The following is a 24469-nucleotide window of genomic DNA, read 5'->3' on the forward strand; positions in this document are numbered from 1 at the left end:
GTCCCATCCGCCCGTTTCGACCGCGTTCGCGCAACCGCGCAGCGGGCATAACCGGAACCGCATCAGAACTGCATGCCAAGCGTCACGCGGCCCGTGGCGCTTGCCGCGCCTTGGCCGAACGCCCCGCCGATTTCGGTCCCGAACCGCCAGCCATTGCCGAAGCGGATGTCGTTGCCGAAATCGATGCGGAAGGCATCGCGCAGCCACTGGTCGCCGTCGATCCGATAGCCGAAGCCGGGCAGGCCGGTATAGTCGAGCGCCTGGACGCCGCCATTGCGGAATTCATGCCGCCATTCGACACGGACCCGCGGCGTGAAGGCACCGACCGCGATGGCCCCGCGCAGGCCCAGCACGCCGGTCAGCGAGGTCACGTCGCGCTTATCGAAGGCGAGCCCGTACAGCCCGCCCGCGGTCTCGGCATAGCCGTCGAGATCGGCCGACAGGATGTCCGCCCGGCCATAGGCCGACAGGCTCCAGCGATCGGTTGTGCGATCGAAGCCGGTGGCGAGCGAGCCGAAGAGCATCGATCCCTCGCGGTGTCCCCGTGCCACGGCGCCGTTGGCGGCGATGGTGCGGCGCGTGTCGAAGGCCAGTCGTCCGGCCCCGAAGACGCCGTCGACGAACAGTCCGTCGACCGGTGCGATGCTGCCATAGGCCACGCCGACCCAGCTATCCCCGTCCACTTGTCCGGTATCGCCGCCGATCCTCGTGCGATCGGCCCCATATCCACCACCCGCGCCGAGCGTTATGCCCTCTGCGAGCTTGATGTCGGCGCCTGCGCTCAGCCCTGCGGTGGTGACCGACAGCTTGGCGCGGCGGTTGGTCTGGTCACGCGTACCAACCGATACCGCGCCGCCGCTCCACAGCGCGAGCGAGCCGATCTTACGACCTGCATCCTCGCCGGCCACTGTGTCGCCGATGCGCGGGTTCACGCTCGCATCCGATCCGGGTGACGAGCTTGATCCTGACCTTGATCCCGACCCCGGGTGTGACCGGTCGGCATCCCGAGCCATCCTCGCTCCGTTCGGCGTCGACGTCACATAGCGGCCGCGGCCCATCACCGATTCGAGCGGGGTCGTCGCGTCGCTCCGTTCGAACGAGATCAGCCCTGCGGCACGCTCCGCATCGGCGACCGCGGTGGCATGGCCCATCTTGAGCATCGCGACGTCGGACTCTGCGGGGAAATCAGGGGGCGCGGCGCCGGACCGCACGCCGCCATAGCCGCCGCGGCCACCTAGGCCGTTGCCGCCTAGACCGTTCGCGAGACCGCTCATGGTGATCCCGAACGGAGACCGCTGGCTGGCGGCGGCATCGCCGTGGAGTTGCTCGGTGCGGCGCATGAAATTGTCGGTCTGCGCAGATGCGAAACGCCGGATCGCCTCGGCTTGCGCTGCGCTGATCGCGCGCACGTCGGGATCCTGCGACGGATCGGGACGCGCGGTGACGTTGATCGTGACAACCGCGGGCGCCGATGCCCCAAACGCGTTGCTGATCGTGTACCGGATCGTCGCGGTCCCGCTGAACCGCCCGCCAGGCGTGACACGAAGCTGATAGAGTCGGCTGGCCGCAGTGCCGCCCTCGATCAGCTCGAGCGTGACGGCATCGACCGGCGAGACCGTGACGATCTGTGCGGCGGTGAACGGCCCGTTGGTGGCGCCTGCGGTCAGGTCGATGATCACCGCCTGGCCCGACAGCGTCTCGCCACGTACCGCACCCGCGATCGGTACTGCGCCGACGACGGTGAACGCGACGCGCGCCGTTGCTGATCGCCCGCCCGGTCCGACGGCCGCATAGGTGAAGCCGTCGTCGCCACTGAACCCGGCGACCGGCGTATAGGTCGCGAGGAAGCGGGTGCCCGTGGCGGTGCTCGATGATGCGACCGTCACCGTACCATGCTGAGGCTGGGTCGCGATCTGGATGTCGGTTACCGAGCCGGTGACCAGACTCGACAGGTCGGTGATGCTCGATTGCGGTGTCGTCGCGGTTGAGGCGGGAATGCTGTGCGAAGGCGCGTCGGTGGCGACCGGCGGCGGCGGCAGCGCGACGACGAGCGTGTAGCTGCGCGTGGTAGCATAGGGTCCGCTGCCAGTCGAGCTGTCGGTGGCGGTGATCGACACGCTGGCGCTGCCGCTGGCGGTCGGCGTGCCGGCGAGCACCCCGGCAGGCGACAGCGTCAGCCCGGCGGGCAATGCGCCCGCGGTAACCGCATAGGCATACGGTGCGGTCCCGCCGGTTGCGGCGAGCGCCTGGCTATAGGCGACCCCCGACGTTCCCGCGGGCAGCGTAGGTGGCGCGAGCGTGACGCTCGGTACGGCGACCGCGAGCGTGTAGGCGGCGCTCACGCTGTACGGCCCGCCGCTCCCCGCAGCGGTGGCATCGGTGGCGGTAACGGTAAAGGCAAAGCTGCCACCCGCGGTGGGCGTGCCGGCGAGGACACCGCTCGCCGACAGCGTCACCCCGGCGGGCAGCGCACCGGCGCTGATCGCATAGCCGTAGGGCGCGGTCCCACCACTGGCGACGAGCGCCTGGCCGTACACCGCACCGACCGCAGCCCCGGGCAAGGTCGCGGGCGTCAGCGCGAGCGCGGGCGCGGCGACAACGAGCGTGTAGCTGCGCGTGGTGGCATAGGGCCCGCTGCCGGTCGAGCTGTCGGTAGCGGTGATCGACACACTGGCGCTGCCGCTGGCGGTGGGCGTGCCGGCGAGTAYCCCGGCSGGCGACAGCGTSASCCCGGCSGGCAGCGCGCCKGCGSTGACCGCATAGGCRTASGGSGCRGTCCCGCCGGTYGCSGCGAGCGCCTGGCTATAGGCGACCCCCGACGTTCCCGCAGGCAGCGTGGCCGGCGCGAGCGCGATGCTCGGCACGGCAACCGCGAGCGTATAAGCGGTCGAGACGGTGTACGGCCCGCCGCTGCCAGCCGCGGTCGCGTCGGTCGCGGTGACGGTAAAGGCGAAGCTGCCGCCCGCGGTGGGCGTGCCCGCGAGGACACCGCCGGCCGACAGCGTTACTCCGACCGGCAGCGCGCCGGCGCTGACCGCATAGCCGTASGGCGCMGTCCCRCCACTGGCGACGAGCGCCTGGCCRTAGACCGCACCGACYGCAGCSCCGGGCAAGGTCRCRGGCGTCAGCGCSAGTGCAGGGGCNGNCGACGACGAGCGTATAGCTGCGGGTGGTGGCATAGGGTCCGCTGCCGGTCGAGGCGTCGGTGGCGGTGATCGACACGCTGGCGCTACCGCTCGCGGTCGGCGTGCCGGCGAGCACCCCGGCGGGCGACAGCGTCACCCCGGCCGGCAGTGCGCCCGCGGTAACCGCATAGCTGTACGGCCCGGTCCCGCCGGTTGCGGCGAGCGCCTGGCTATAGGCGACCCCCGACGTTCCCGCGGGCAGCGTGGCCGGCGCGAGCGTGACGCTCGGCACGGCAACCGCGAGCGTATAGGCGGCGCTCACGCTGTACGGCCCGCCGCTGCCAGCCGCGGTCGCATCGGTGGCGGTGACGGTAAAGGCGAAGCTGCCGCCCGCGGTGGGGGTCCCAGCGAACACACCGCTCGCCGACAGCGTCACCCCGGCCGGCAGCGCACCGGCGCTGACCGCATAGCCATACGGCGCAGTCCCACCACTGGCGACGAGCGCCTGGCTGTACACCGCCCCGACCGCAGCCCCGGGCAAGGTCGCAGGCGCCAGCGTCAGCGCGGGCGCGGTGACGACGAGCGTATAGCTGCGGGTGGTGGCATAGGGCCCGCTGCCGGTCGAGCTGTCGGTGGCGGTGACCGACACGCTGGCGCTGCCGCTCGCGGTCGGCGTGCCGGCGAGCACCCCAGCCGGCGACAGCGTCAGCCCGGCGGGCAGTGCGCCCGCGGTGACCGCATAGGCATAGGGCGCGGTCCCGCCGGTTGCCGCAAGCGCCTGGCTATAGGCGACCCCCGACGTTCCCGCGGGCAGCGTGGTCGGCGCGAGCGTGATGCTCGGTACGGCGACCGCCAGCGTATAGGCGGTCGAGACGGTGTACGGCCCGCCGCTGCCAGCCGCGGTCGCATCGGTGGCGGTGACGGTAAAGGCAAAGCTGCCCCCCGCACTCGGTGTACCGGCCAGCGTGCCGCTAGCCGACAGCGTCACCCCGGCCGGGAGCGCGCCCGCGGTGACCGCATAGCCGTACGGCGCAGTCCCACCACTGGCGACAAGCGCCTGGCTGTACGCCGTACCGACCGCAGCGCCGGGCAACGTCGCGGGCGTCAGCGCGAGCGCGGGTGCTGCGATTATCAGGGTGACGGCTCTTGATGCCGTGATCGATGGGCTTCCCGGTGTCGAATCTGTCACGGTAACGGTGATCGGGAAACTGCCGCTGCCGGCCGGCGTGCCCGAAAGCGTGCCGTCGGGCGCGAGCGTGACGCCGCTCGGCAGGATGCCGGACGTCACGGCATAGCTGTAGGGCATGGTGCCGCCGCTGGTGGCGAAGGCGAAGTTGTAGCTTGTGCCGTAGGTTCCTGCGGGGGGCGTGCCGTTGAGCGTGAGGATCGGGTCGGCGACGACGATGCCGATCGTCGCAGGCGCCGACGGTCCGCCGCCGTTGGTCGCGGTGAAGGTGAAGCTGTCGGCGCCGCGATAGCCTGTCGTCGGGGTGTAGGTGAGCGCGGGCGCCGCGCCGCTCAGCACGCCGTGCAAGGGCGCCGTCGCGACCGTGTAGCCAGTCGGGGCGTTGCTCGCGCCGAGCGTGATCGCGGTCGCGGTATTGAACGGCACCGCGATCGTCTGCGCGGCGGCGACCGGCGGGGCCACATAGGTATAGCTGCCATCGACCGTGCCCGGGCCTGCGGCATTGGTGACCTTGACGATGGCGGCACCGGCTGCCCCGGCCGGGCTCGTCGCGGTGATCAGGGTATCGCTGACGACCGTGAAGCCCGCGCTCGTGCCGGCAAAGGCGACGCCGGTCGCGCCGGTGAAGTTGGTGCCGGCGATCGTCACGATCGTGCCCCCGGCGGTCGTCCCCTGGACCGGGCTGAGCGACGACACGGTGGGCGGCGTGCCGACGGTGAAGGTCGTCGTGCTGCTCGCCACCGAGACATTGCCGGCGCTGTCCTGCGCGATTGCCGAGACGGTGTGCGCGGTCCGGGTGAGTGCCGTCGTCGTATAGCTCCAGGCGCCGCCGCCGCTCGCGGACGTCGTGACCCCGGCGCCGCCGTCGATCGTCAGCGTGATCAGCGCGCCGGCCTCGCTCGTGCCGGTGATCGTCGGCGTCGTCGTGCCGATCGTCGCGGCGTTGACCGGCGCCGTGATGACCGGCGCGGCGGGCGCGATCGAGTCGATCGTGAAGCTGGTGATCGCCGAATTCGCCGACGTGCCGCCCGCGCTGGTTGCGGTGGCATAGACCGTCGCGGCCCCCTGCGGCAGCGCGGTTCCCGTCGTGAACGTCCAGCTGCCGCCGCCGCTCGCGGTCGTCTGCCCGGCCTGCACGGTATTGAGGAAGATCGTGACCGTCGTGTTCGCGGGGGCCGTACCCGTCACCGTCGGCGTCGCGGTCGTCACGATCGCACCATTGGCGGGCGCCGTCACGATCGGCGCGGCGGGGACGGCGATATAGGTATAGCCGTTGGCGAGCGTCGCGGTGCCGCCGGCCGTGGTCACGGTCACCCCGACCGCACCGGCCGCGTGTGCGGGGCTCGTCGCGGTGATCGTCAGCGCGTCGACGACGGTGACGCCGGTCGCCGCGACGCCGCCGATGGCGACCGTGGCGCCGGCGATGAAACCGGTACCGGTGATCGTCACCACGGCATTGCCGGCGATCGGACCGCTGGCGGGCGCCGCCAGCGTCACGGTGGGCGCGGCCGCATAGCCATAGGCGGCGGTCTTGGTAACGCTGCCGCCCAGCGTCGTCACCGTGACGTTTACGGTCCCTGATCCACTTGGCGCGATCACCGACAGCTGCGTGACACTGTTGAACGTCGCTGTCGCGGCGGTGGCGCCGAACAGCACGCTGGTGCCCGTGGCGGTGAAGTTGCTCCCGGTCAGGATCACTACATTGCCGCCGGCAAGCGGCCCTGCGGCCGGTGCGACGGTCGTCAGCGTCGGCGGATCGGCATAGGTGTAGGCGATCGTCGCCGAACCACCCGCCGTCGTCGCAATGACCGCGATCGGGCCCGCCGCATGCGCCGGTGTGGTGAAGGTGAACCCGGTGGCATTGTTGCCGCTGACCGTCACCGGGCTGCCATCGACGGTGAGGGCGGTGACCGCGGACAGGTTGGTGCCCGTCGCGGTCACCACGGTTCCGCCTGCCGTGCTGCCCGTGGCGGGCGCGAGCGAGGCGAGCGTCGGTGCGACCACATAGGTATAGCCGCCGGCCGCCGTCGCGGTCTGGCTATCGCTGGTGGTGACGACCACCGATACCGCGCCGGCGGCATGCGCGGGGGCGGTGGCGGTGATCGCGTTTGTCGATTGTGTGGTGATCGCCGCCGCGGTGCCGCCGAACGAGACGGCGTTGCCCGACGCGCTGAAGCCGGTGCCGGCGATCGTCACGCTGGTACCGCCCGCGACCGGGCCGGCCGAGGGCGCGACGCTGCTGATCGCCGGCGGCGGGACGATCGTGACCGATATGTCGAACGTGCCGCCGGTCGCGTTGGTCGCGTTCGTGTCGGTCTGCCCGCCGGCATAGCCGTCGAACGTCCCGGTATCGCCGACCGCGACGTCGTTGGCATCGACCGAGCCGCCATTGATGCTGCCGACCGCGAGGATCGTCACCGGCCCGGTCAGCAGCTTCACGCCCGATGCACCGGCCGCAGGCGTGTAGAAATAGTCGCCACCGTTCCGCGTCAAAGTCGCGCCATCGGCAAACTGGACGATGAAGCCGCTCTGGTTCAGCGACTTGAACAACCCGGTGCTGGTTTTCTTGAACCGCGCATAGGAATTGAACCCGTTCCACGGCGCGCCGCAGACCTTGCCGGGATTATTGGTCGATGCGCCGGCATTGGCGAGAATGGGGTTCCAGATCGCCTTGGCGGCACCGTCGTTCAGGATGCGCAGCGTCGTCAGCGTGCCGCTGCCGTCTCCGCCGGCGCCAGCGACGACCGCGCAGGTCGCGGCATAAGCCGCGGTGGTGCCGAGCGTCGCGCACAGCATCAGCAACAGCGCGAGCAGCCGACGGACGAGCGGCCGCGATGCTGGCCCCGAGCCGGACTCCGAAGCTGGACACCTCTGATGTAGCGATCGTTGCGCCACGTCCCCGACCATCGACACTGTCTCGTCCCCTGTCGCGCTCACCCTATCGCGACTTCTCCCCTTCTGGTCGCACGCATCATCGACTCGTGAAGTCTAGCAATAAGAAGGAGAGTCGAGATGGACCTACTGCGAGTATAATATCAATAAGAAACAGTCGGGACTTTCAACCATTATCAACCAATCCAATATTCGCGATGGTGTGATTTGCATCAAGTCTAAAGACGCTTGTTAAATAAACGAATCGAGCACATGATTAGTCTGCAAGGGCAAATGTTAGAGATATGCCGAAAGCCGCCAAAGGGCGAAGAATCCGGGCAGGAGGAGGAATACCGCGCATGTCGGAATTTTTCATGGGCCAGGTCATGATGACGGGGTTCGGCTTCGCGCAAAAATATTTCGCGCGGTGCGATGGTGCGATCATGGCCGTCCAGCAGAACCAGGCATTGTTCTCGCTATTGGGAGCGACCTTTGGTGGTGATGGCAGGCAAACGTTCGCGTTGCCGGATCTGCGTGGGCGGAGTCCTGCGGGCGCGGGTCCTTCGGCCGATCCCGGCTGGCAGCCCTCGGTCTATCCCTGGGGCGCGCCCGGGGGTGTCGAGCAGGTCAGCCTGACGATGGCCGAGAACGGTCCGCACACGCACGCGATGACCGCGACCACCGATCCCGGCATCGGCACGTTCGTCGACGGCCCCTATGTCCTTGCGCAGGCAAGCATCCCGGCATTGACCTACGCAGCGCCCGACACGCTCGTGCCCTTGGGGGGAGGGCCATCCACGATCGCGGGGGGCGGACAGCCGCACGGCAACATGCAGCCCTATGCGGTGATCAACTTCGCGATCGCGCTGTCGGGGGTCTTTCCCTCGCGGTCGTGACGCGGAGATCAACAACCATCGGCGCGGATTTTCGCGTCGGCCATGGCGCCGGACCCCATCAAAGGTTCGCGACGGCGCGAGCGAGTAGGGGAGGCATGATGCGCAGGCGAAGTGTCACAGGAGTGGTCGGGACCAGAGCGCGCTCGGCGACGACGGGCCCGGCCGTAGGTGGCGAGGTCGCGACCGGCGGAGCGGCCGATGGGACTGCGACCGGCGGGGTCGCGACAGGCGGGGCGGTCGCACGCGGGGTGACCACAAGCGCCGTAAGCACAAGCGGCGTGACCACAAGCGGCGCTGCGACACGCGGGGCTGTCATACGCATAGGTGTTACGGACCGGCGTGGCGCGGGCAGGGGGATGCGGCGCCTGGGCGTAGCCGGCTGGGGTGTAATCGGCGCACCTGTAACCGGCTCAGGCGTAACAGGCTGGGGCGCGATCGGTCGGGGTACGACCGGTTTCACCATGGCCGGCAGGACCAAGAGCGGCAGGACCAAGACCGGCGGGAGGACGACGCGATGAGCACGCCATATATCGGGGAAATCCGCATCCTGCCCTATGCGCGGGGCGCGCCGGAAAACTGGCAGGGCTGCGACGGATCGCTGTTGTCGATCGCCGAATACGACGTTTTGTACCAGTTGATCGGCACCACCTATGGCGGGGACGGTCAGTCCACTTTCGCGGTGCCGGACCTGCGATCGCGGGTCCCCCTGCATCAGGGCAAAGGCGCGGGGTTGACGCCGCGGACCATGGGCGAGGTCGGTGGCGTCGAGACCGTGACGCTGACGACCCAGCAGATGGGGCAGCATTTCCACGTCATGCAGGCGTCGACTGTGGTCGGCACCACCGCAAGCCCGGCCAACACGGTACTCGGCGCGGTCGGCGGCGTGGCCGAGGAAGTTCTCTATGCGACCAGCCCCGCGCCGGCCGACGGCGTCGCGTTTCCCGCCACCATGGTCAAGACCGGCGGCGGCAGCCAGTCGCACGACAATACCGCACCGACGCTGACGCTGCGCTATTGCATCTCCCTGTACGGCGTCTTTCCGAGCCAAAGTTGATGCCCGTCGTGAGCGCCGGCCGCGCCTCTCCCGCCTATTCGAGGACAATGTCATGACCGATCCATATCTGGGCGAAGTGCAGATCCTGGGGTTCGGTTTCGCACCCATGAACTGGGCGCAGGCGACCGGCCAGCTGATCCCGCTCAGGCAGTCGACGGCGTTGTATGCGCTCTACGGCACGACGTTCGGCGGCGACGGTTCCAACAATTTCGGGCTGCCCAACATGGCGGCGCGCACGGGCTGCAACACGGGTGGGTCGCCGGGCAATTCCGCGCGCGTCATCGGCGAGGCCTTCGGCACGCCCAACGTCGCGCTCACCGGGGTGCAGATGCCGATGCACACGCATGGTTTCAGCGATTACCAGCCCGAAGGCGTCGGCAAGCTCTCGGGCGTTCCGGCGGCAACCTCGGGAATCGGCACGACCAATGGCATCAATATCTTCGCGCCGGTGGGACCGGCCACCAGCCTGAACCCCGCCGCCGTCAGCATGTCCGGGAACGGAATCCCGCACGAGAACCGACAGCCGTTCCTGGGACTGATCTATGCGGTCGCGATGACCGGCATCTTTCCCACATTCAACTGACGCGGGTGCCCGCGTCCTTTCCGCTAGCGCCGTCGCCGACCGATCGTAAGACATCGTCCGATCGAGGTGCGGTATCGGCGGGGGGGCTGGCCGGTCGAACTGGTTCGCCCGATCACGATGCCCTGCCGGCTAAAGGTGGCTTTTCCGATCGCAATGCCGGGCATGATCCAGGCACGCCGTACGAACCGGCCGCACTGCCCAACCAAGCCGCGCTGCCCGACCAAGCCGCATTGCCCGATCGGGAAGCGCTGCGCCGTATCGGCGTGACGCTGCGTTGCGCGGTCGACGCCGACCTGGCGTTTCTTCGCGCGCTCTATATCGGCACGCGCGCCGACGAACTGGCGCGGCTGGCATGGACCGATGCCGAGAAGACGGCGTTCGGGGAGCGTCAGTTCGTGCTGCAACATCGGCATTTCCTCGCGCATCACGGCGGTGGCGATTTCCTGATCGTGCAGTATCGCGGGCAGTGGGCCGGACGGCTGTATCTCGACCGGACCTCGTCGATGTGGCGGATCGTCGACATCGCGATCGATCCAGGCCTGCAATGCCGCGGCCTGGGGCGTGCGCTGTTGCGCTGGGTCCAGCATGCGGCGCGGCGCGGGGGCGCGGAGGACGTCGACCTGCACGTCGCGCGTGACAATTCGCGCGCGGCCCGGCTCTATACCGCGCTCGGGTTCGTCGAGGCGATCACGGCCTATCCGACGCATCGGCGGATGCTGTGGCGCGACGTCCGCGGGCGGCAAACGGAGCGGTCGCACGCGAAGTAGACCTGCGGTTCGCGGTAGACGCGCGAGCCGGTCGCGGATCTCGCCGTCAGTTGAACACGGCGTGGTACAGCGCGCCGCGCATGTCGCGCCCGGTCGGCACGAGGAAGACGTCGAGCGCGCCGAGCCGATCGTGTCGCAGCCGGTAGATGCGCTGCGGGAGGATCACGGCCTGGCCGCTGCGGAATACGAGCGCGAACGGTGCACGCAGCATGCCGGGGAACGGATGGACGGGAAGCTGTGCGACCTCGACCAGGGTCAGCGCCATCGTCGCCTCGCCCAGCGCCATGTCGAACCCGTCATTCACCGCGCCCGCGAAATCGTCGATCCTCAGGATAGTCATCGCCGCTCCCCCAGGCCATGCCCCGGCGGCCCGATCATCGGTGATGCGGATGCCGCTGGTGGAGGTCAAGCCGAGATGAGTCGGTCATGATCTGCAGTATTTGCGCACGATCAGGACCAAGATCGCTTGTCTTGATATATTCGTCGAAAAGAAGACCGTGACGAAAGCCTGTTCGACTATGGCAGGGGTGACTCCACAACGTCGCAGATGCTTGCGGTAGGAATGCCCGATGTGTGGATGGGGACTCAATCGCTTCTGGTCGAGCGGGTGCGGCAGGTGAAGATTTCGGTCGAACCCCGGCGCGTCATGGGCCGCAGGACCTAGTCAGTTCTGGTGTCCGCCGCTTATTGCCGATTCGTCCTAGAGGATCGAGCCCGCCAAGATCAGCAGCATCTTGGTGTCGATCGCCACGCCTTCCGCCCGCTTCGCCGCCACGAACGCCGGCACGTTCGCCAGCGCGACTCGGTGCACGGTGATGTTCTCGTCACCGTCGCCGCCGCCATCGCCAACCTTGGCCAGCCCGGTGGCACGGACCAGCGTGAAGCATTCCGAGGTCATCCCCGGCGAGGAGTAGAACACGCCGAGATCCTCGATCGCGTCCGCGCGGTAGCCGGTTTCCTCCTCCAGCTCGCGCCCCGCCGCCACTGCGACGCTCTCGCCCGCGGTCTCGTCCCCGACCAGGCCGGCAGGGAGTTCGAGGCAGTTACGTCCCAACGGCACGCGGAACTGCTCGACGAGGATCACGTCGCCGTCGTCGATCGCGACGATCACGGCGGCGGCGATGTCCCCTTTTCGGGCAGCGAATTCCCAGCTGCCTTCGGTCTGGACGGTGATGAATTTGCCGGACCAGGCGGTGGTGCTCATAGCTCGATCAACCTGTCGGGGAGTTCGTTGACGGGAGCGCCGGTCCGCGGGAAATGTTCCGCCAGAACGGCGCCGATCTGCGCGACCGCATCGGCCATGCCGTCGGCAGGGCGATCATCGCGGACGCCGGCCAGCACTGCCGCCATCGCCGCACCCCAGGTCTCGTTCGGCACGCGTGAATGGATCGCGTCGTCGGCGATGATCTCTGCCCGGTGCTCGGCCAGCGACAGGTACAGCAACACGCCGGTCGAGCCCCTGGTGCGTTTCTCGGCCCCCGCACGGAACAGGAGCAAAGCCCGCCGCCGCACGCGCCGCGCCTTGGTCGCACCCGGCGTCAGCGCGAGCCGCACCGGCGTCCATGCCAGCACCAGCCGCACCGCCAGGAATACCAGGGTCACCAGCGCCAGCGCCACCACGTACAGCGCACCCTGCGGTGCCGCCTGCCAGGGATCGACCAGCGCGTAGATATGATCCGCCGCGACTGGGTGGAACGCGAGCAGCGCCAGCGTCAGCAGCATCGCCAGCACCGCCCAGTGCAGCGACACGTCGTGATACGCATCCGATTGCCGCGCGACGATCGTGACGATCTCGCCGGTCGTCGCGGTTTCCGCCTGCGTGACCGCTGCGGTGACGCGGTCGTGATCGGTTTCGTTCAGCCGCATGTCACCAACTCCCCGATGCGCCGCCGCCGCCGCCGGATCCACCGCCGCCGCCACCGAAACCACCGCCGCCCCAGCCACCGCCGCTATCGCCGCCGCCGCCACCGAAGCCGCCACCCCCACCACCGCCGCCACGGGTCATCGCGTCGGCGATGCTCCACAGCACGATCGGCAAGGCACCGCTGCCGCCGCCCCGGCTCCCGCCATCGACATAATGCTTTCCGCCTGCGCGCCGCGAGATCATCGGGATGACGATCGCCGCCAGCACGATCCCGAAGAAGATCAGTCCGATCGGCACGCCGCCGCCGCCCGAATTCGACCGGCGATGCGTCTTGTCATATTCGGCCGCCGCCGCGGTCACCTTTGCGCGCGCCTCCGCATCGGGCAGCGCGAGCTGGTCCGCCACCGCATTCGTGCCCGCGACGATGCCGCCGGGGATGTCGCCCGCCTTGAAGCGCGGCAGGATCTGCTGGTTGATGACGACACTGGAGAACGCGTCGGTCAGCACCGGCTCGAGCCCGTAGCCGACCTCGATCCGCACCTTGCGGTCGTTCGGCGCGACCAGCAGGATCGCGCCGTTGTTCGCATCCTTCAGCCCGACGCCCCAGCTCCGGATCAGCCGGTTGCCGTAATCCTCGATCGGGTAGCCTTCGAGATCGGGCACCGTCGCGACCACCAGCTGGTTGCCGGTCGACTTTTGCAGGTCGTCGAGCCGCTTGGTCAGCGCCGCTTCCTGATCGGGCGGGATCACATTGGCCGCATCGACGACGAAGCCGGTGAACTTCGGAAGCGTCTGCGCGCTCGCGGTACCGCTTCCCAGCAGCACCGCGAACGCCAGCGTCAGGAGGTGGCGGAACATCGGGCCGCGATCAGCTCGCGTTGCCGAAGTTCACCGTCGGCGCGGTCTCGGCGCCCGGGGTGGTCGCTGCGAACGGCACCATCGGCTTGGCGCCGTAGAAGATCTTCGCGCCGACCGCGTCGGGGAAGGTGCGGATCTTCGTGTTATACGCCTGCACCGCGCCGTTGTAGTCGCGCCGCGCGATCGTGATGCGGTTCTCGGTGCCTTCAAGCTGGCTCATCAGCGTGGTGTAATTGGCCTGGCTCTTCAGCTCGGGATAGGCCTCCTGCAAGCGCTGGAGCGACAGCCCGACCGCGCCCTGGACGCGCTGATACTGCTCCATCTTGGCCGGATCGGACAGATCGGCGGCCGAGACCTGAACCGAGTTCGCGGCCGAGCGCGCCTGCGTCACCTGGACCAGGATATCCTTCTCCTGCGCGCCGGCCGCCTTCACGGTCGCGACGAGGTTGGGGATCAGGTCGGCGCGCCGCTGATAGTTGTTCTGAACGTCGGCCCAGCGCGCCTTCGCGGTCTCCTCGGCGGTCGGAATGCTGTTGATCCCGCAGCCGGCGAGTGCGGATGCGAGGAGGATTGCGGCGGTACCGCGGGCGATTGGGGCACGTGACATCGGGGCTCTCCTGAATACCTGTGTCACCCTCATAGGACAGTCGGCAGGGTTGGCGAAACCGAAATCGGCGGGTAGCCTGAACGTCGAACAGCAAGGGGAGCGCGGATGCTCAAGGAATTTAAGGCCTTCATCATGCGCGGCAACGTGCTCGATCTCGCGATCGCGGTGATCATCGGCGCGGCGTTCGGCAAGATCGTCACCTCGCTGACCGACGACGTGCTGATGCCGGTGATTGGCAAGATCTTCGGCGGGCTCGATTTCTCGAGCTATTTCTGGCGGATGGGGCCGGTGCCAGCGAATTACGCGGGTTCGCTCAGCGATTATGCCGCGCTCAAGAAGGCCGGCGTGCCTCTGCTCGGCTATGGCGCGTTCGCGACGCAGTTGGTCAATTTCGTGATCGTCGCGGGCATCATCTTCATGATCCTGCGCGTGGTGAACCGTACCGCCGCGCTGCTCGAACGCGAGACGGCGCGGTTGAAGCGCGAGGAAGAGGCCACGCCGGTCGCGCCTGCGCCGGAGCCGGTCGAGATCGCGCTGCTGCGTGAGATCCGTGACGAGTTGAAGGCTAGGGGGTGACCGCCTTGTCCCTCTCCCCTGTGGGGAGAGGGAGGGAGGAGCCGTCAGGCGACGGAAGGGTGAGGGGCTTGAGGCTCGGGAGCGTATCCCAACTCCCCCTTATCCGACGCTGCCGCGCCACCTTCTCCCCGAGGGGAGAAGGATAGAATTACGCCGCTACGAGATCTTCGGCGTTGGCATCCGCCAGGCTCGTCCCATCCAGGATCCGCGCAGTCTCGTCCCGGACCCGCATCATCGCATAGCGGATCGCGCAATCCGCCTCGCTCTTGCAGTCGAGGCATGGCCGATACGCGGTCCGGCTTACGCACGGCACCAGCGCGAGCGGCCCCTCGATGATCCGGATGATCTCGCCGAGCGAAATCAGATGGCTCGGCCGCGACAGGCAATAGCCGCCCATCTTGCCGCGATGGCTGATCAACAGGCCGGACTCGCGCAGGTCGGCGAGGATCAGCTCGAGGAACTTGCGCGGCACGTTCGCCTCGGCGGCGATGCGCGTCATCGGGATGGGCGGGCCACCGGCGGGGGCACCGCCAAGGAAGATCATCGCGCGGAGCGCGTAGCGGGAGCGCTGCGTCAACATAATGCAGGTTGCTATGCACGCGCTTTGTGGCGAGCGGAAGGCGGTTTGGCACGCGGCGTGCTAGGACATTGGCGTTTCTCGATAAAAAAGCATCGGAGCCCGGGCTTTTCATCGCGTTGCGGCGCGCCTATATCGGGGATGCCGTCGGGGGAATCTTCTCTTGGCGGCTATGGCGATAAACCGTGGCGTGTCATAGACACAGCGGACCCGGGGGCAGTACCCGGCGACTCCACCACCGCCCTCTTCGCAAGAGGGGGACGATGACGGGGTCGAACTAGGATCGACGTGTGTTCAACGACGCTATGTTTCGCTCGGAATGGGACCACCGCAACGGCCCATACACAAGTGCCAACGATAACGAAGCACTCGCAATTGCCGCATAACTGACGGTCTAACGACCTAAGTTATACGGACGAAAGCGCGGTTCGGGCCACACCGGGCAACAGAAGTGGACACCGGCGGTACGGGGGGCACCGAGCAACAGAAGCTCCCCACTATCCTCTGATCACGCGGCGATATGCTCGACCAGCCGCAGTACCGGCGGGCTGAAGCCGAGCGGGCCGATCAGCACTTGGGTCACGACCAGCACGCCGCCACCCCACCAATAGGCGGGATGCACGCGACCGCGCGACGTCAGGTCGAACAGCATGCCTGCGATGACGTACAGCGCCATCGACCCGAACACCGCCAGCGGGGCTAGCGAGCCGAGCAACGGCATCGGCAGGATCCGCCCGAGCGCCGGCGACATCACCAGGATCGTGCCGCACAGCATCAGGCGCTTGTGCCATGCCGCCTGTCTGCGCAGCGCGATCGCCCAGGCGGTGAGCACGCCGAACCCCAGGACGCCCAGGACGTCGAGCATCAGGAATATGCCCGGCGGGAAAAAGCCGGGAACGCGGTGCTGGCGGATCGCCATGACGGTGGTGACGATGCCGAGCACGACCATCACCGCTGCGATGCCTGCGCCGAGCATGCCCAATTGGCGATGCCGCGTGACCGAGCCACGCACGATCAGCCAGTTCTGCACGACATAGAGCAGGATCCACGCCAGGAAGACGGCGGCATGGAGATGGACTTGCGTCGGCAGTTCCAGGAAACTCCAATGCATCCGCGCGGCGTTCACGGTGAAGCCGACGATCACCGTGACGGCGATCGCGATCGCCATGAGCAGGAAAAACCGTCGCTCGCTGGCCAGTGCGGTCCGCGGTACCCTCGTCGTAACGCCCGTCGCCATCCTGTCGCCCCCGCGAGTCGATGCTTGGAGGGAAGGGGATGATCCTAATCGAAGGTTCCGGCAAGCAAGATCACACGGGCCTGCCATGGCATTGCTATAGATCAAGAACTTGGAAAACTAGATCTCGGCGGCGGCCCGTGTCTTTGCGGGCTCTGGATAACGACCGTTCAACAGGAACGACATCACCGGAAATCTTTCGACGATCAGGATGTGCGCGAGATAGGTTGTCAGCGATGCGATCGCGATCGTGATCGTGAACTCGACATACGGGTTCCACGGCACGTGCCTCAGCGCAATCTTCAGCGCGATGATGATCGGGAAATGCAGGACATAGATCGTGAACGAGGCATCGGCCAACCGTCGCACGATCAGCGGCACCGTGCGGATCGATACCGCCGATCGCAGGATCAGCACCGATGCAGCCGGCGGGCACAGCGACATGCCGATCAGCTCGATCAGATCGCCAAATATCGCCTGGCGTATCGGGCCCAGCGTCGGGCCCAGCATGGCGCTCACGCCGCCGAACCACAGCGCGTACACGCAACCGACCGCGACAAGGATGACGATCGGCGTGCGGATCGAGGCGGTCAGGATGCGGTACAGCATCGGCGACCGCGCGAGGAGGAAGCCAAGCAGGTAAAAGGGCGCGTAGCCCAGCATCAGCTGGACGTGCGACAGCGCCGCGGCATAGAGCGGCGGCGCCCGTCCGGCGAGCATCTGGCGCGTCACCATCATCAGCGCGCAACACGCCACCGCCGCGGTCAGCAGCACGATGGTCTGCGCCGACCCGCTCCGGCCGAGGCGACCCGCGACGAGACCCTGTTCGAGCTTTCCGACCACGTCATGGCGTCGGTCGATCCGGTGAAACGCATAGCTGAGCGGCGCATAGGCAAGCAGCGCGACCAGAAACCACAGGTGATACCAGTCGTGCGCGATGGCGAACGGCCAGCGGTTTCGGTCCGTCACATCGTCGAGCATCCAGCCGATCAGCGGGCAGATCACCAGCAGCCCGACCGATAGGGGTACGCCAAGCTGGATGCTGCGTCGCCCGAGCCAGGCCAGCGGCGAACGCCGGCGGGCGAGGGCATAGCCGCACAACAGTCCCGAGATCAGCATGAAGCTGCCCATCCGGAACGCATGCGATATCAGCGGAATGGCCGCGAATACGGGCAGATGTTCGAGGCCCATCGCACCGTGCAGGACGACGCCGCCGAGCATCAGGACCGCGCGCCACACCGACAGGCCCTCGATCCTGGTACTGGGTGGGCCGCTGGTCATGATTGCGGGCGAACCCGCAGGGCTACGCGTCCGGTTCGCGGTGATCGCACCGCCCGGACCCGTCGTGCCGGACGATGGTCTGCAACACCGGTCGGATCGCGCGGGTCAGTCGCGCATAGCCCGCCGGATTGAGGTGGATGCCGTCGTCGACATAGAAGGGCCCCGGGCGATGGTTCACCAGGAAGCGCGGGACGACGTCGACGAACGTCACCCCGGGCGTCCGGGCGGCGATGGTCCGGGCGGCGGCGTTGAAGGCGGTCTGCTCGGGCAGATTGCCCCAGCGCGTCGGGCTTGGCTTCAGCGACATGATGACGATCGGAACGTCGCCCCAGCGGCGCATCCTGAGGGCGAGAACTGCACGCAGGTTGCCGATGTCGTCGGCGGCGCGCGCCCCATGCGCGATGTCGTTCTCGCCGGCATAGAACAGGATCGCGCGCGGGCCGGGTCCGCGTGGTTCGTTGCGAAGCATCTGGAGTATTTCGGGCATCGATGCGCCATCGACGCCGCGATTGCGCACGTCCCACGGCGCCATGTCGGCCTCCAGCGTCGTCCATTTGTGGATCGACGAGCTGCCGACGAACCATATCGCGCACGCCGCCGCCGCGCCGCCGCCCGGAAGCTGCGCGGTCGCAGCACGCGTTGCGGCGCGCGACTGGACCACGAACAGCCATCCGCCGAACACGCTCGCAAATACCGCCAGCGCGACCAAGCCCTTGCCGATCGCGGCGCCCAGCGGTGTCCTGCCGATCGTGCGCAGCGACGAGAATAGTGAAGTATCGATACGGAATTGCGCCACTGCGCCTCGCCTTTTGCCTGCCGACCGATCTAGCCACGGCGCGTAAGGCAATGGTTAAGGCAGGGGTTAAGGCAGGCGCTAAAATGGCGGGCAAAACAGGCGGCGACATGGCGTTCAGACCGAGTCGACATCGTCCAGCCGAGTCTCAAGCGCGCCCAGCGACACATCGCGCGGCACGCTGTGCGCGAAACCGAAGGCGTGACGAAGTCGCGACGCGATCATGTCCAGGCCGGCACGAGGACGGAGCCGCAAGACTGGTATCGGTAATTTGCTCGGCATATTGGATTTGGCCCCACGCTTGCTGCACTGTCTATCGCAGTGCGCGGGGAGATGCCCGGGGCGTCCGATCGATTATCGATCTAACCGACAGGCGGTCAGATCTTAAGCAAGCTCATCCATTCGGACCAGGATCCGGCTGAGCTGTATCCCGGTATAAGGCTTGCGGACGAACTGCGCGGCGTCGGGAAGCGCGAGCTCGCTGCCGTCATTTGCACCCGATGTGACCAGGATCGAGATGTCGGGCCGACGCGCATGAACGGTCTTTGCCAGCCCGACCCCGTCGAGCGCGCCCGGCATGCGGATATCGGTGAACAGCGCCGCGATGTCGGGCCGCTCGGCCAGCCGCTCCAGCGCATCGGCCGCATTGCCTGCCTCGACCACCTCGAATCCGGCGTCTTCCAGCGCGAACTGGGAATGCACACGGACGAGCGGATCATCGTCGACGACGAGAATAACGGACTTCGGAATAGCAATCATACCGGGTCGAACTGCCGACCCATCGCTCCGTTCCGTCGTTTACGCTCTTTGGACCGAACAAAGCGGCAGGACGATCCATTCATGAAAAAGGGGCCCGGTTTCCCGAGCCCCTCGATCAATTGCCGTTATATGGCAAAGGCTTAGTCGCGATCGCCCGTCAGGAACGCCGGCGCGAACTCGGGAGCCTTGTCGCCCTCGGTACGCTCGGCGCGGGGAGCGCGCTCGCCGCTCTGACCGCCGCCGTCACGACGCGGGCCACGGCCACCGCCGTTGCCGCCTGCGTCACGACCGCCATCGCCGTCACGACGCGGACCGCGCGAGCCACGATCACCGCCGCCGCCTTCGCCGCGCGGACCACGACCGCCGCCATCACGGCCACCATCGCCATCACGACGGGGAGGACGCGGACCACGGTCACCACCCTCGCGGGGCTCACGTGCAGGACGGGTGTCCTCCAGCTCTTCGCCGGTCGTCTGGTCGACGACGCGCATCGACAGGCGCACCTTGCCGCGCGGATCGATCTCGAGAACCTTGACCTTGACCTCCTGGCCTTCGGTCAGAGCGTCCGACACCTTCTCGACGCGCTCGTTCTTGATTTCGGACACGTGGACGAGACCGTCCTTGCCACCCATGAAGTTCACGAACGCCCCGAAATCGACCAGGTTGACGACCTTGCCGTCATAGACCTTGCCGACTTCGGCTTCCTCGACGAGGCCCTTGATCCACTTGATCGCGGCTTCGATCTGCGCGGGGTCGGACGACGACACCTTGATCACGCCCTCGTCGTCGATGTCGACCTTGGCGCCGGTCTGCGCGACGATCTCGCGGATCACCTTGCCGCCGGTGCCGATGACTTCACGGATCTTCGACTTGTCGATCTGGAAGCTCTCGATGCGCGGTGCGTGCGCCGACAGTTCCTCACGGGTGTGGTCGAGCGCCTTGGCCATCTCGCCCAGGATGTGCGCGCGGCCTTCCTTGGCCTGCGCCAGCGCCTTGCCCATGATCTCCTCGGTGATGCCGGCGATCTTGATGTCCATCTGCATCGTGGTGATGCCCTCGGACGTGCCAGCCACCTTGAAGTCCATGTCACCGAGGTGATCCTCGTCGCCAAGGATGTCCGACAGAACCGCGAAGTTCTTGCCCTCGAGGATCAGGCCCATCGCGATGCCCGACACCGGACGCTTCAGCGGAACGCCCGCATCCATCATGCTCAGCGAACCGCCGCAGACCGTCGCCATCGACGACGAACCGTTGCTCTCGGTGATGTCGCTGAGAACGCGGATCGTGTACGGGAACTCTTCCTTGGTCGGCAGCACCGGGTGCAGCGCGCGCCATGCGAGCTTGCCGTGACCGACTTCGCGACGACCCGGCGCACCGAAGCGACCGACTTCACCGACCGAGTAGGGCGGGAAGTTGTAGTGCAGCATGAAGTTTTCGTACGACAGGCCGTTGAGACCGTCGATCATCTGCTCTGCATCGCGCGTGCCGAGCGTGGTGGTGCAGATCGACTGAGTCTCGCCGCGCGTGAACAGGGCCGAGCCGTGCGTACGCGGGAGGAAGTGGACCATCGCCTCGATCGGACGGATCTGCGTGGTGGTGCGGCCGTCGATGCGGGTGCCGTCCTTGAGGATGGCGCCGCGGACGATCTCCGCCTCCAGCTTCTTCATCAGCTTGCCGGCAGCCATCTGGTCCTGCGGCGACGCGTCCGCAAATGCGGTCTTGCCCTTCGCACGAGCGGCATTCAGCAGGTCCGACCGCTTGGACTTGTCGGTCACCTTGTAGGCGGCCGCAATGTCCTTGCCGATCAGCTTCTTCAGCTTGTCCTTGGCGGTCGAGAGATCAGCCTGCTCGGCCATTTCCCAAGGATCCTTGGCAGCCTTCTCGGCCAGATCAATGATCAGGTTCGCAGCTTCGCGGCAGGCCTTGTGGGCGAACTGCACGGCGCCGAGCATGATCTCTTCCGAAAGCTCCTTGGCTTCCGATTCGACCATCATCACGGCCTGGCCGGTGGCGGCGACGACGAGGTCGAGATCGCCAGCCTTGGCTTCTTCCAGCGTCGGGTTGAGGATGTACGCGCCATCGACGTACCCGACGCGTGCTGCGCCGATCGGGCCCATGAACGGCACGCCCGAGATCGTCAGGGCTGCGGAGGCCGCGACCATCGCGAGGACGTCCGGCTCGTTCTCGCCGTCATACGACAGAACCTGGCAGATCACGTTGATCTCGTTGTAGAAACCCTCTGGGAAGAGGGGACGGATCGGGCGATCGATGAGACGGCTGGTCAGCGTCTCCTTTTCGGTCGCGCCGCGCTCACGCTTGAAGAAGCCGCCGGGGATGCGGCCGCTCGCGGAGAACTTCTCCTGGTAATGGACGGTGAGCGGGAAGAAATCCTGCCCTTCCTTGACGGTCCGTGCAGCCGTCACGGCGCACAGAACGACGGTCTCGCCGAGGGTGGCGAGGACTGCGCCGTTAGCCTGGCGCGCAACGCGGCCGGTCTCGAGCGTCAGCGTCTTGCCGCCCCACTGGGCGCTTACGGTCTTGGTATCGAACATTCTTTTTCCTTCACTCCAAACGCCAGATGCGTTTGGGGCCTATGTGCGGGCTTAGCCGGCCCGCGGCGGTGTGGGATGAATTGTCATCCCGGAAGGGGTGGCCGAATTGCCGCCCCTCCAGTTCCTTGTTCCCCCGCGAAGGCGGGGGCCCAGTCTGGACTCCCGCCTTCGCGGGAGAACAACCCTATATACGAAAACGGCCCCCCGAGGGGAGCCGTCTAAGTTACTTGCGGAGACCGAGCTTCGCGATCAGATCCAGATAGCGCTGGCCGTCCTTGTGACGGAGATAATCCAGCAGCGTCCGGCGCTTGTTGACCATCATGAGAAGACCACGACGCGAGTGGTTGTCCTTCTTGTGGCCCTTGAAATGCTCGGTCAGGTTCTTGATGCGCTCGGTCAGGATCGCGACCTGGACTTCCGGCGAACCGGTGTCACCCTCGGCGCGCGAATGCTCCTTGACGAGCTCGGTCTTGCGTTCAGCGGTAATCGTCATGAATTCATGTCCTCGACATCACAGATTGAAACCGCGAACGACCCGGACGTCTCCGTCCTCGACCTCGACCAGCGCGACCGGGACAGCGTCCAGTTCGGCGAAGTATTGGCCATCGTCTGCGGCGATCCCGGCCAAGATACGCCCCTGTCGGAGCGCCCCTGCCTGGTCGGGGGTGAGGGAGAGAGCCGGGATGTCGTCCAGCGCCACCCTCAAGGGCAGAAGTACATCTTCAAGCGCGTTGCCTCTAGCGAGTTCGTCCAGTTTGTCCAGCGATATCGCGGACGTGAGGTCGAACGGGCCGGCCTTGGTGCGGCGCAGCATGGTGACGTGGCCGACGGTGCCGAGCCCGATCGCGATGTCGCGCGCGAGGGAGCGGATGTAGGTGCCCTTCGAGACATGCGCGGTGAGGGTGACCTCGTCGAGGGGGGAGTGGGGCAGGGTGAACTCCTGCCATTCCTCCCCGGCACGGGGAGGGGGACCACCGTCCGCTTGGACGGGGGTGGAGGGGGGCTCGCCACCAGCGGAACGCTTGCGGAAGCCCCCCTCCACCAGCTGCGCTGGTCCCCCTCCCCGTACCGGGGAGGATCTCAAGCTGTGGATCGTCACATCCCGGCTTGCGAGCACCACCTCATGCCCAGCCCGCGCCAGATCGTACGCCCGCTCCCCATCCACTTTCAGCGCAGAATACGCCGGCGGTACTTGAGAAATCGGCCCGGTGAACTGCGCGAGCACCGCCTCGACCGCTGCCAAAGTCGGCCGAGCACCGGAGGTAGCAATGCTCACCCCCTCCGCGTCCAGCGTATCCGTCTGCACCCCGAACATCACCGTAAAATCATAGATCTTGTCGCTATCGAGCATCCGCCCGGCCAGCTTGGTCGCCTCCCCAACGGCGATCGGCAGCACGCCGGTAGCGAGCGGATCGAGTGTCCCCCCGTGCCCCACCTTGAACTTCCCATAGCCGCCGCTCCGCAAGGCACGCTTCACCGCCGACACCCCCTGCGTCGAGCCAAGCCCCAGCGGCTTGTCGAGAATGATCCAGCCATGCATGCGCGTAAGTCCTAGAATATTGGTGCACCCCCGTTCGTGCTGAGCGAAGTCGAAGGACATGGGGCAAAGGTGCTTCGACTTCGCCCAGCCTGAACGGGAGGTGAGTGAGGTTCAGCCCAAAGCTTCGGTGAAATGTCGTCGGCACAGCGCGACATACCGGTCGTTTCCGCCGATCTCGGTCTGCTGCCCCTCGGCAATCGCCCGCCCGCTCCCATCGACCCGCAGGTTCATCGTAGCCTTGCGCCCACACCCGCAAACCGACTTGATCTCTACCAGCGAGTCCGCGAGCGCCAGCAACCGCGCCGACCCCGGAAACAGCGCCCCCTGGAAATCGGTCCGCAATCCGTACGCCAGCACCGGTATCCCCACCACGTCGCAGATATGCGCAAGCTGATCGACCTGCGCAGACGTCAGGAACTGCGCCTCGTCCACCAGCACGCACGAAATCGCGTCCTCGCCGTGCTGCCGAACCACGCAGGCCCCGATATCCGTCCCCGCATCGAATGCGATCGCCGGCGCCTCCAGCCCGATCCGCGACGTAATCGTCTCCGCCGCAAACCGGTCGTCTACGCCCGCGGTGAACAGCATCGTCCGCATCCCCCGCTCGCGATAATTGAAGTCCGCTTGCAACAGGTTCGTCGACTTCCCCGCGTTCATCGACGCGTAGTAGAAATACAGCTTGGCCATCAGATCAGCGTCTCGACAGGTAGGGGTGACTGCGTGGCGTAGGGCGCAATCCCGCGATCGAACGTCACGAAGCCATCCGCGACTGACCGCGCTGAAACGAGATGGATCATATCGGCCCAATCGGCCCCTGCACGATATCGTGCCACCGCCCAGGCCAGACCATCGCGATCCGCGGTATGGATAGTCCTCAACTGGAGCAGCGTTTCGATCGCATCGGCCACTATCGCACGACCGAGCGCGGCGCGCGTCGCCAGCACCCACCCGAGTTCGAGCCAGACGGTCAGGCCTACCCAGACCGGTGCGCTCAGTATGTCGGACGCCATAGCGGACTGCCGCTCGTCGTCCGCCAGGATAAAACGCGCGAGAATATTGGTGTCGACAGCTTTCACGCCGAACGACCGTCCTCGTCGAAATCGGGCGACCAACTCAATTGCTCGACAGGAATGGCCGGCCCCTCGTACCGAACGCGCGCCCGCAGATCGGCCAGCACCTCGGTGACACTCTTTCCGGTGGTCCTACCTGTCGGTCGCAACACGATGTCGCCACCCGCTTGCAGGACGTCGAACTGCTGACCAGCATTCAGGCCAAGCGAGTCGCGAACATCCTTTGGAATGACGACTTGGCCCTTTTCTGACATTTTAGTTTGAGCATTCATTGAG

General features: G+C 67.0%; 23 protein-coding genes, 1 other RNA gene and 1 pseudogene. 6 read left to right on the forward strand and 19 right to left on the reverse strand.

Annotation, left to right across the window (positions count from 1 at the left end; all coding sequences use genetic code 11):
• Positions 1–62: 62 nt before the first annotated feature.
• Both VH567_RS14530 and VH567_RS14535 read right to left on the reverse strand, forming a co-directional pair.
• Positions 63–3113: a putative Ig domain-containing protein gene (locus VH567_RS14530; RefSeq protein WP_423326974.1), complete on the reverse strand. Its 3051-nt coding sequence runs from the start codon at positions 3111–3113 to the stop codon at positions 63–65.
• Between the two features lie 46 nt (positions 3114–3159).
• A pseudogene (locus tag VH567_RS14535) lies at positions 3160–7218 on the reverse strand (beta strand repeat-containing protein); the annotation flags it as partial.
• Between the two features lie 323 nt (positions 7219–7541).
• Here VH567_RS14535 and VH567_RS14540 point away from each other — a divergent pair.
• The 4 genes from VH567_RS14540 to VH567_RS14555 all read left to right on the forward strand — a co-directional run bounded on the left by VH567_RS14540 (position 7542) and on the right by VH567_RS14555 (position 10482).
• Entirely contained in the window at positions 7542–8078 is a 537-nt protein-coding gene (locus VH567_RS14540) for a phage tail protein (protein WP_423326975.1), read from the forward strand.
• Between the two features lie 514 nt (positions 8079–8592).
• The gene (locus VH567_RS14545) at positions 8593–9132 is read left to right on the forward strand and encodes a phage tail protein (protein ID WP_423326976.1); all 540 of its coding nucleotides are present in this window, start codon (positions 8593–8595) and stop codon (positions 9130–9132) included.
• Between the two features lie 52 nt (positions 9133–9184).
• Entirely contained in the window at positions 9185–9715 is a 531-nt protein-coding gene (locus tag VH567_RS14550) for a phage tail protein (protein ID WP_423326977.1), read from the forward strand.
• A gap of 5 nt (positions 9716–9720) precedes the next feature.
• The gene (locus VH567_RS14555) at positions 9721–10482 is read left to right on the forward strand and encodes a GNAT family N-acetyltransferase (protein WP_423326978.1); all 762 of its coding nucleotides are present in this window, start codon (positions 9721–9723) and stop codon (positions 10480–10482) included.
• 46 nt (positions 10483–10528) lie between these two features.
• On the opposite strand, the gene VH567_RS14560 is transcribed toward VH567_RS14555, so the two are convergent.
• The 5 genes from VH567_RS14560 to VH567_RS14580 all read right to left on the reverse strand — a co-directional run bounded on the left by VH567_RS14560 (position 10529) and on the right by VH567_RS14580 (position 13811).
• Positions 10529–10822: a DUF6916 family protein gene (locus tag VH567_RS14560; protein WP_423326979.1), complete on the reverse strand. Its 294-nt coding sequence runs from the start codon at positions 10820–10822 to the stop codon at positions 10529–10531.
• A gap of 360 nt (positions 10823–11182) precedes the next feature.
• Positions 11183–11686 (reverse strand): NUDIX hydrolase, encoded by a 504-nt coding sequence (locus VH567_RS14565; protein ID WP_423326980.1) that lies wholly within the window; start codon positions 11684–11686, stop codon positions 11183–11185.
• On the reverse strand, positions 11683–12348 hold the full coding sequence (locus VH567_RS14570; protein WP_423326981.1) for a TPM domain-containing protein: 666 nt from the start codon (positions 12346–12348) through the stop codon (positions 11683–11685). The genes VH567_RS14565 and VH567_RS14570 overlap by 4 nt, the downstream gene beginning before the upstream one ends.
• 1 nt (position 12349) lies before the next feature.
• Positions 12350–13204, reverse strand: a complete 855-nt coding sequence (locus VH567_RS14575; RefSeq protein WP_423326982.1) for a TPM domain-containing protein — start codon at positions 13202–13204, stop codon at positions 12350–12352.
• A 10-nt stretch (positions 13205–13214) separates the two neighbouring features.
• On the reverse strand, positions 13215–13811 hold the full coding sequence (locus tag VH567_RS14580; protein ID WP_423326983.1) for a LemA family protein: 597 nt from the start codon (positions 13809–13811) through the stop codon (positions 13215–13217).
• A 105-nt stretch (positions 13812–13916) separates the two neighbouring features.
• On the opposite strand from VH567_RS14580, the gene mscL reads away from it, so the two are divergent.
• Entirely contained in the window at positions 13917–14387 is a 471-nt protein-coding gene (gene mscL / locus VH567_RS14585; RefSeq protein WP_423326984.1) for a large conductance mechanosensitive channel protein MscL, read from the forward strand.
• A gap of 148 nt (positions 14388–14535) precedes the next feature.
• Here the strand turns inward: mscL and VH567_RS14590 are convergent, their stop codons facing one another.
• Positions 14536–14967, reverse strand: a complete 432-nt coding sequence (locus VH567_RS14590; RefSeq protein WP_132735874.1) for an RrF2 family transcriptional regulator — start codon at positions 14965–14967, stop codon at positions 14536–14538.
• A gap of 101 nt (positions 14968–15068) precedes the next feature.
• Here VH567_RS14590 and ssrA point away from each other — a divergent pair.
• Positions 15069–15424, forward strand: a transfer-messenger RNA (tmRNA) gene (ssrA, locus tag VH567_RS14595).
• Between the two features lie 48 nt (positions 15425–15472).
• On the opposite strand, the gene VH567_RS14600 is transcribed toward ssrA, so the two are convergent.
• The 11 genes from VH567_RS14600 to VH567_RS14650 all read right to left on the reverse strand — a co-directional run bounded on the left by VH567_RS14600 (position 15473) and on the right by VH567_RS14650 (position 24465).
• Positions 15473–16201 carry a hypothetical protein gene (locus VH567_RS14600; RefSeq protein ID WP_423326985.1) on the reverse strand — a complete coding sequence of 243 codons (729 nt, stop codon included), beginning with the start codon at positions 16199–16201 and terminating at the stop codon, positions 15473–15475.
• Positions 16202–16318: 117 nt separating this feature from the next.
• Positions 16319–17479, reverse strand: a complete 1161-nt coding sequence (locus VH567_RS14605) for an acyltransferase family protein (protein ID WP_423326986.1) — start codon at positions 17477–17479, stop codon at positions 16319–16321.
• Positions 17480–17501: 22 nt separating this feature from the next.
• The gene (locus VH567_RS14610) at positions 17502–18275 is read right to left on the reverse strand and encodes a GDSL-type esterase/lipase family protein (protein ID WP_423326987.1); all 774 of its coding nucleotides are present in this window, start codon (positions 18273–18275) and stop codon (positions 17502–17504) included.
• 114 nt (positions 18276–18389) lie between these two features.
• Complete coding sequence (locus tag VH567_RS14615) at positions 18390–18527, reverse strand: hypothetical protein (protein WP_423326988.1); 138 nt, start codon at positions 18525–18527, stop codon at positions 18390–18392.
• Between the two features lie 129 nt (positions 18528–18656).
• Positions 18657–19031 carry a response regulator gene (locus tag VH567_RS14620; protein ID WP_423326989.1) on the reverse strand — a complete coding sequence of 125 codons (375 nt, stop codon included), beginning with the start codon at positions 19029–19031 and terminating at the stop codon, positions 18657–18659.
• A 140-nt stretch (positions 19032–19171) separates the two neighbouring features.
• Positions 19172–21583 carry a polyribonucleotide nucleotidyltransferase gene (pnp, locus tag VH567_RS14625; protein WP_423326990.1) on the reverse strand — a complete coding sequence of 804 codons (2412 nt, stop codon included), beginning with the start codon at positions 21581–21583 and terminating at the stop codon, positions 19172–19174.
• Between the two features lie 223 nt (positions 21584–21806).
• Entirely contained in the window at positions 21807–22076 is a 270-nt protein-coding gene (rpsO, locus tag VH567_RS14630) for a 30S ribosomal protein S15 (protein ID WP_055881152.1), read from the reverse strand.
• 18 nt (positions 22077–22094) lie between these two features.
• Positions 22095–23123, reverse strand: coding sequence for a tRNA pseudouridine(55) synthase TruB (truB, locus tag VH567_RS14635; protein WP_423326991.1), 1029 nt, complete (start codon positions 23121–23123; stop codon positions 22095–22097).
• Positions 23124–23234: 111 nt separating this feature from the next.
• Positions 23235–23810: a thymidine kinase gene (locus VH567_RS14640; protein ID WP_423326992.1), complete on the reverse strand. Its 576-nt coding sequence runs from the start codon at positions 23808–23810 to the stop codon at positions 23235–23237.
• Positions 23810–24199, reverse strand: coding sequence for a type II toxin-antitoxin system VapC family toxin (locus VH567_RS14645; RefSeq protein ID WP_423326993.1), 390 nt, complete (start codon positions 24197–24199; stop codon positions 23810–23812). The genes VH567_RS14640 and VH567_RS14645 overlap by 1 nt, the downstream gene beginning before the upstream one ends.
• Complete coding sequence (locus VH567_RS14650; RefSeq protein ID WP_423326994.1) at positions 24196–24465, reverse strand: AbrB/MazE/SpoVT family DNA-binding domain-containing protein; 270 nt, start codon at positions 24463–24465, stop codon at positions 24196–24198. The genes VH567_RS14645 and VH567_RS14650 overlap by 4 nt, the downstream gene beginning before the upstream one ends.
• Between the last annotated feature and the right edge of the window lie 4 nt (positions 24466–24469).

Source organism: Sphingomonas sp. 4RDLI-65 (genome assembly GCF_049472435.1).
Lineage (GTDB): Bacteria > Pseudomonadota > Alphaproteobacteria > Sphingomonadales > Sphingomonadaceae > Sphingomonas.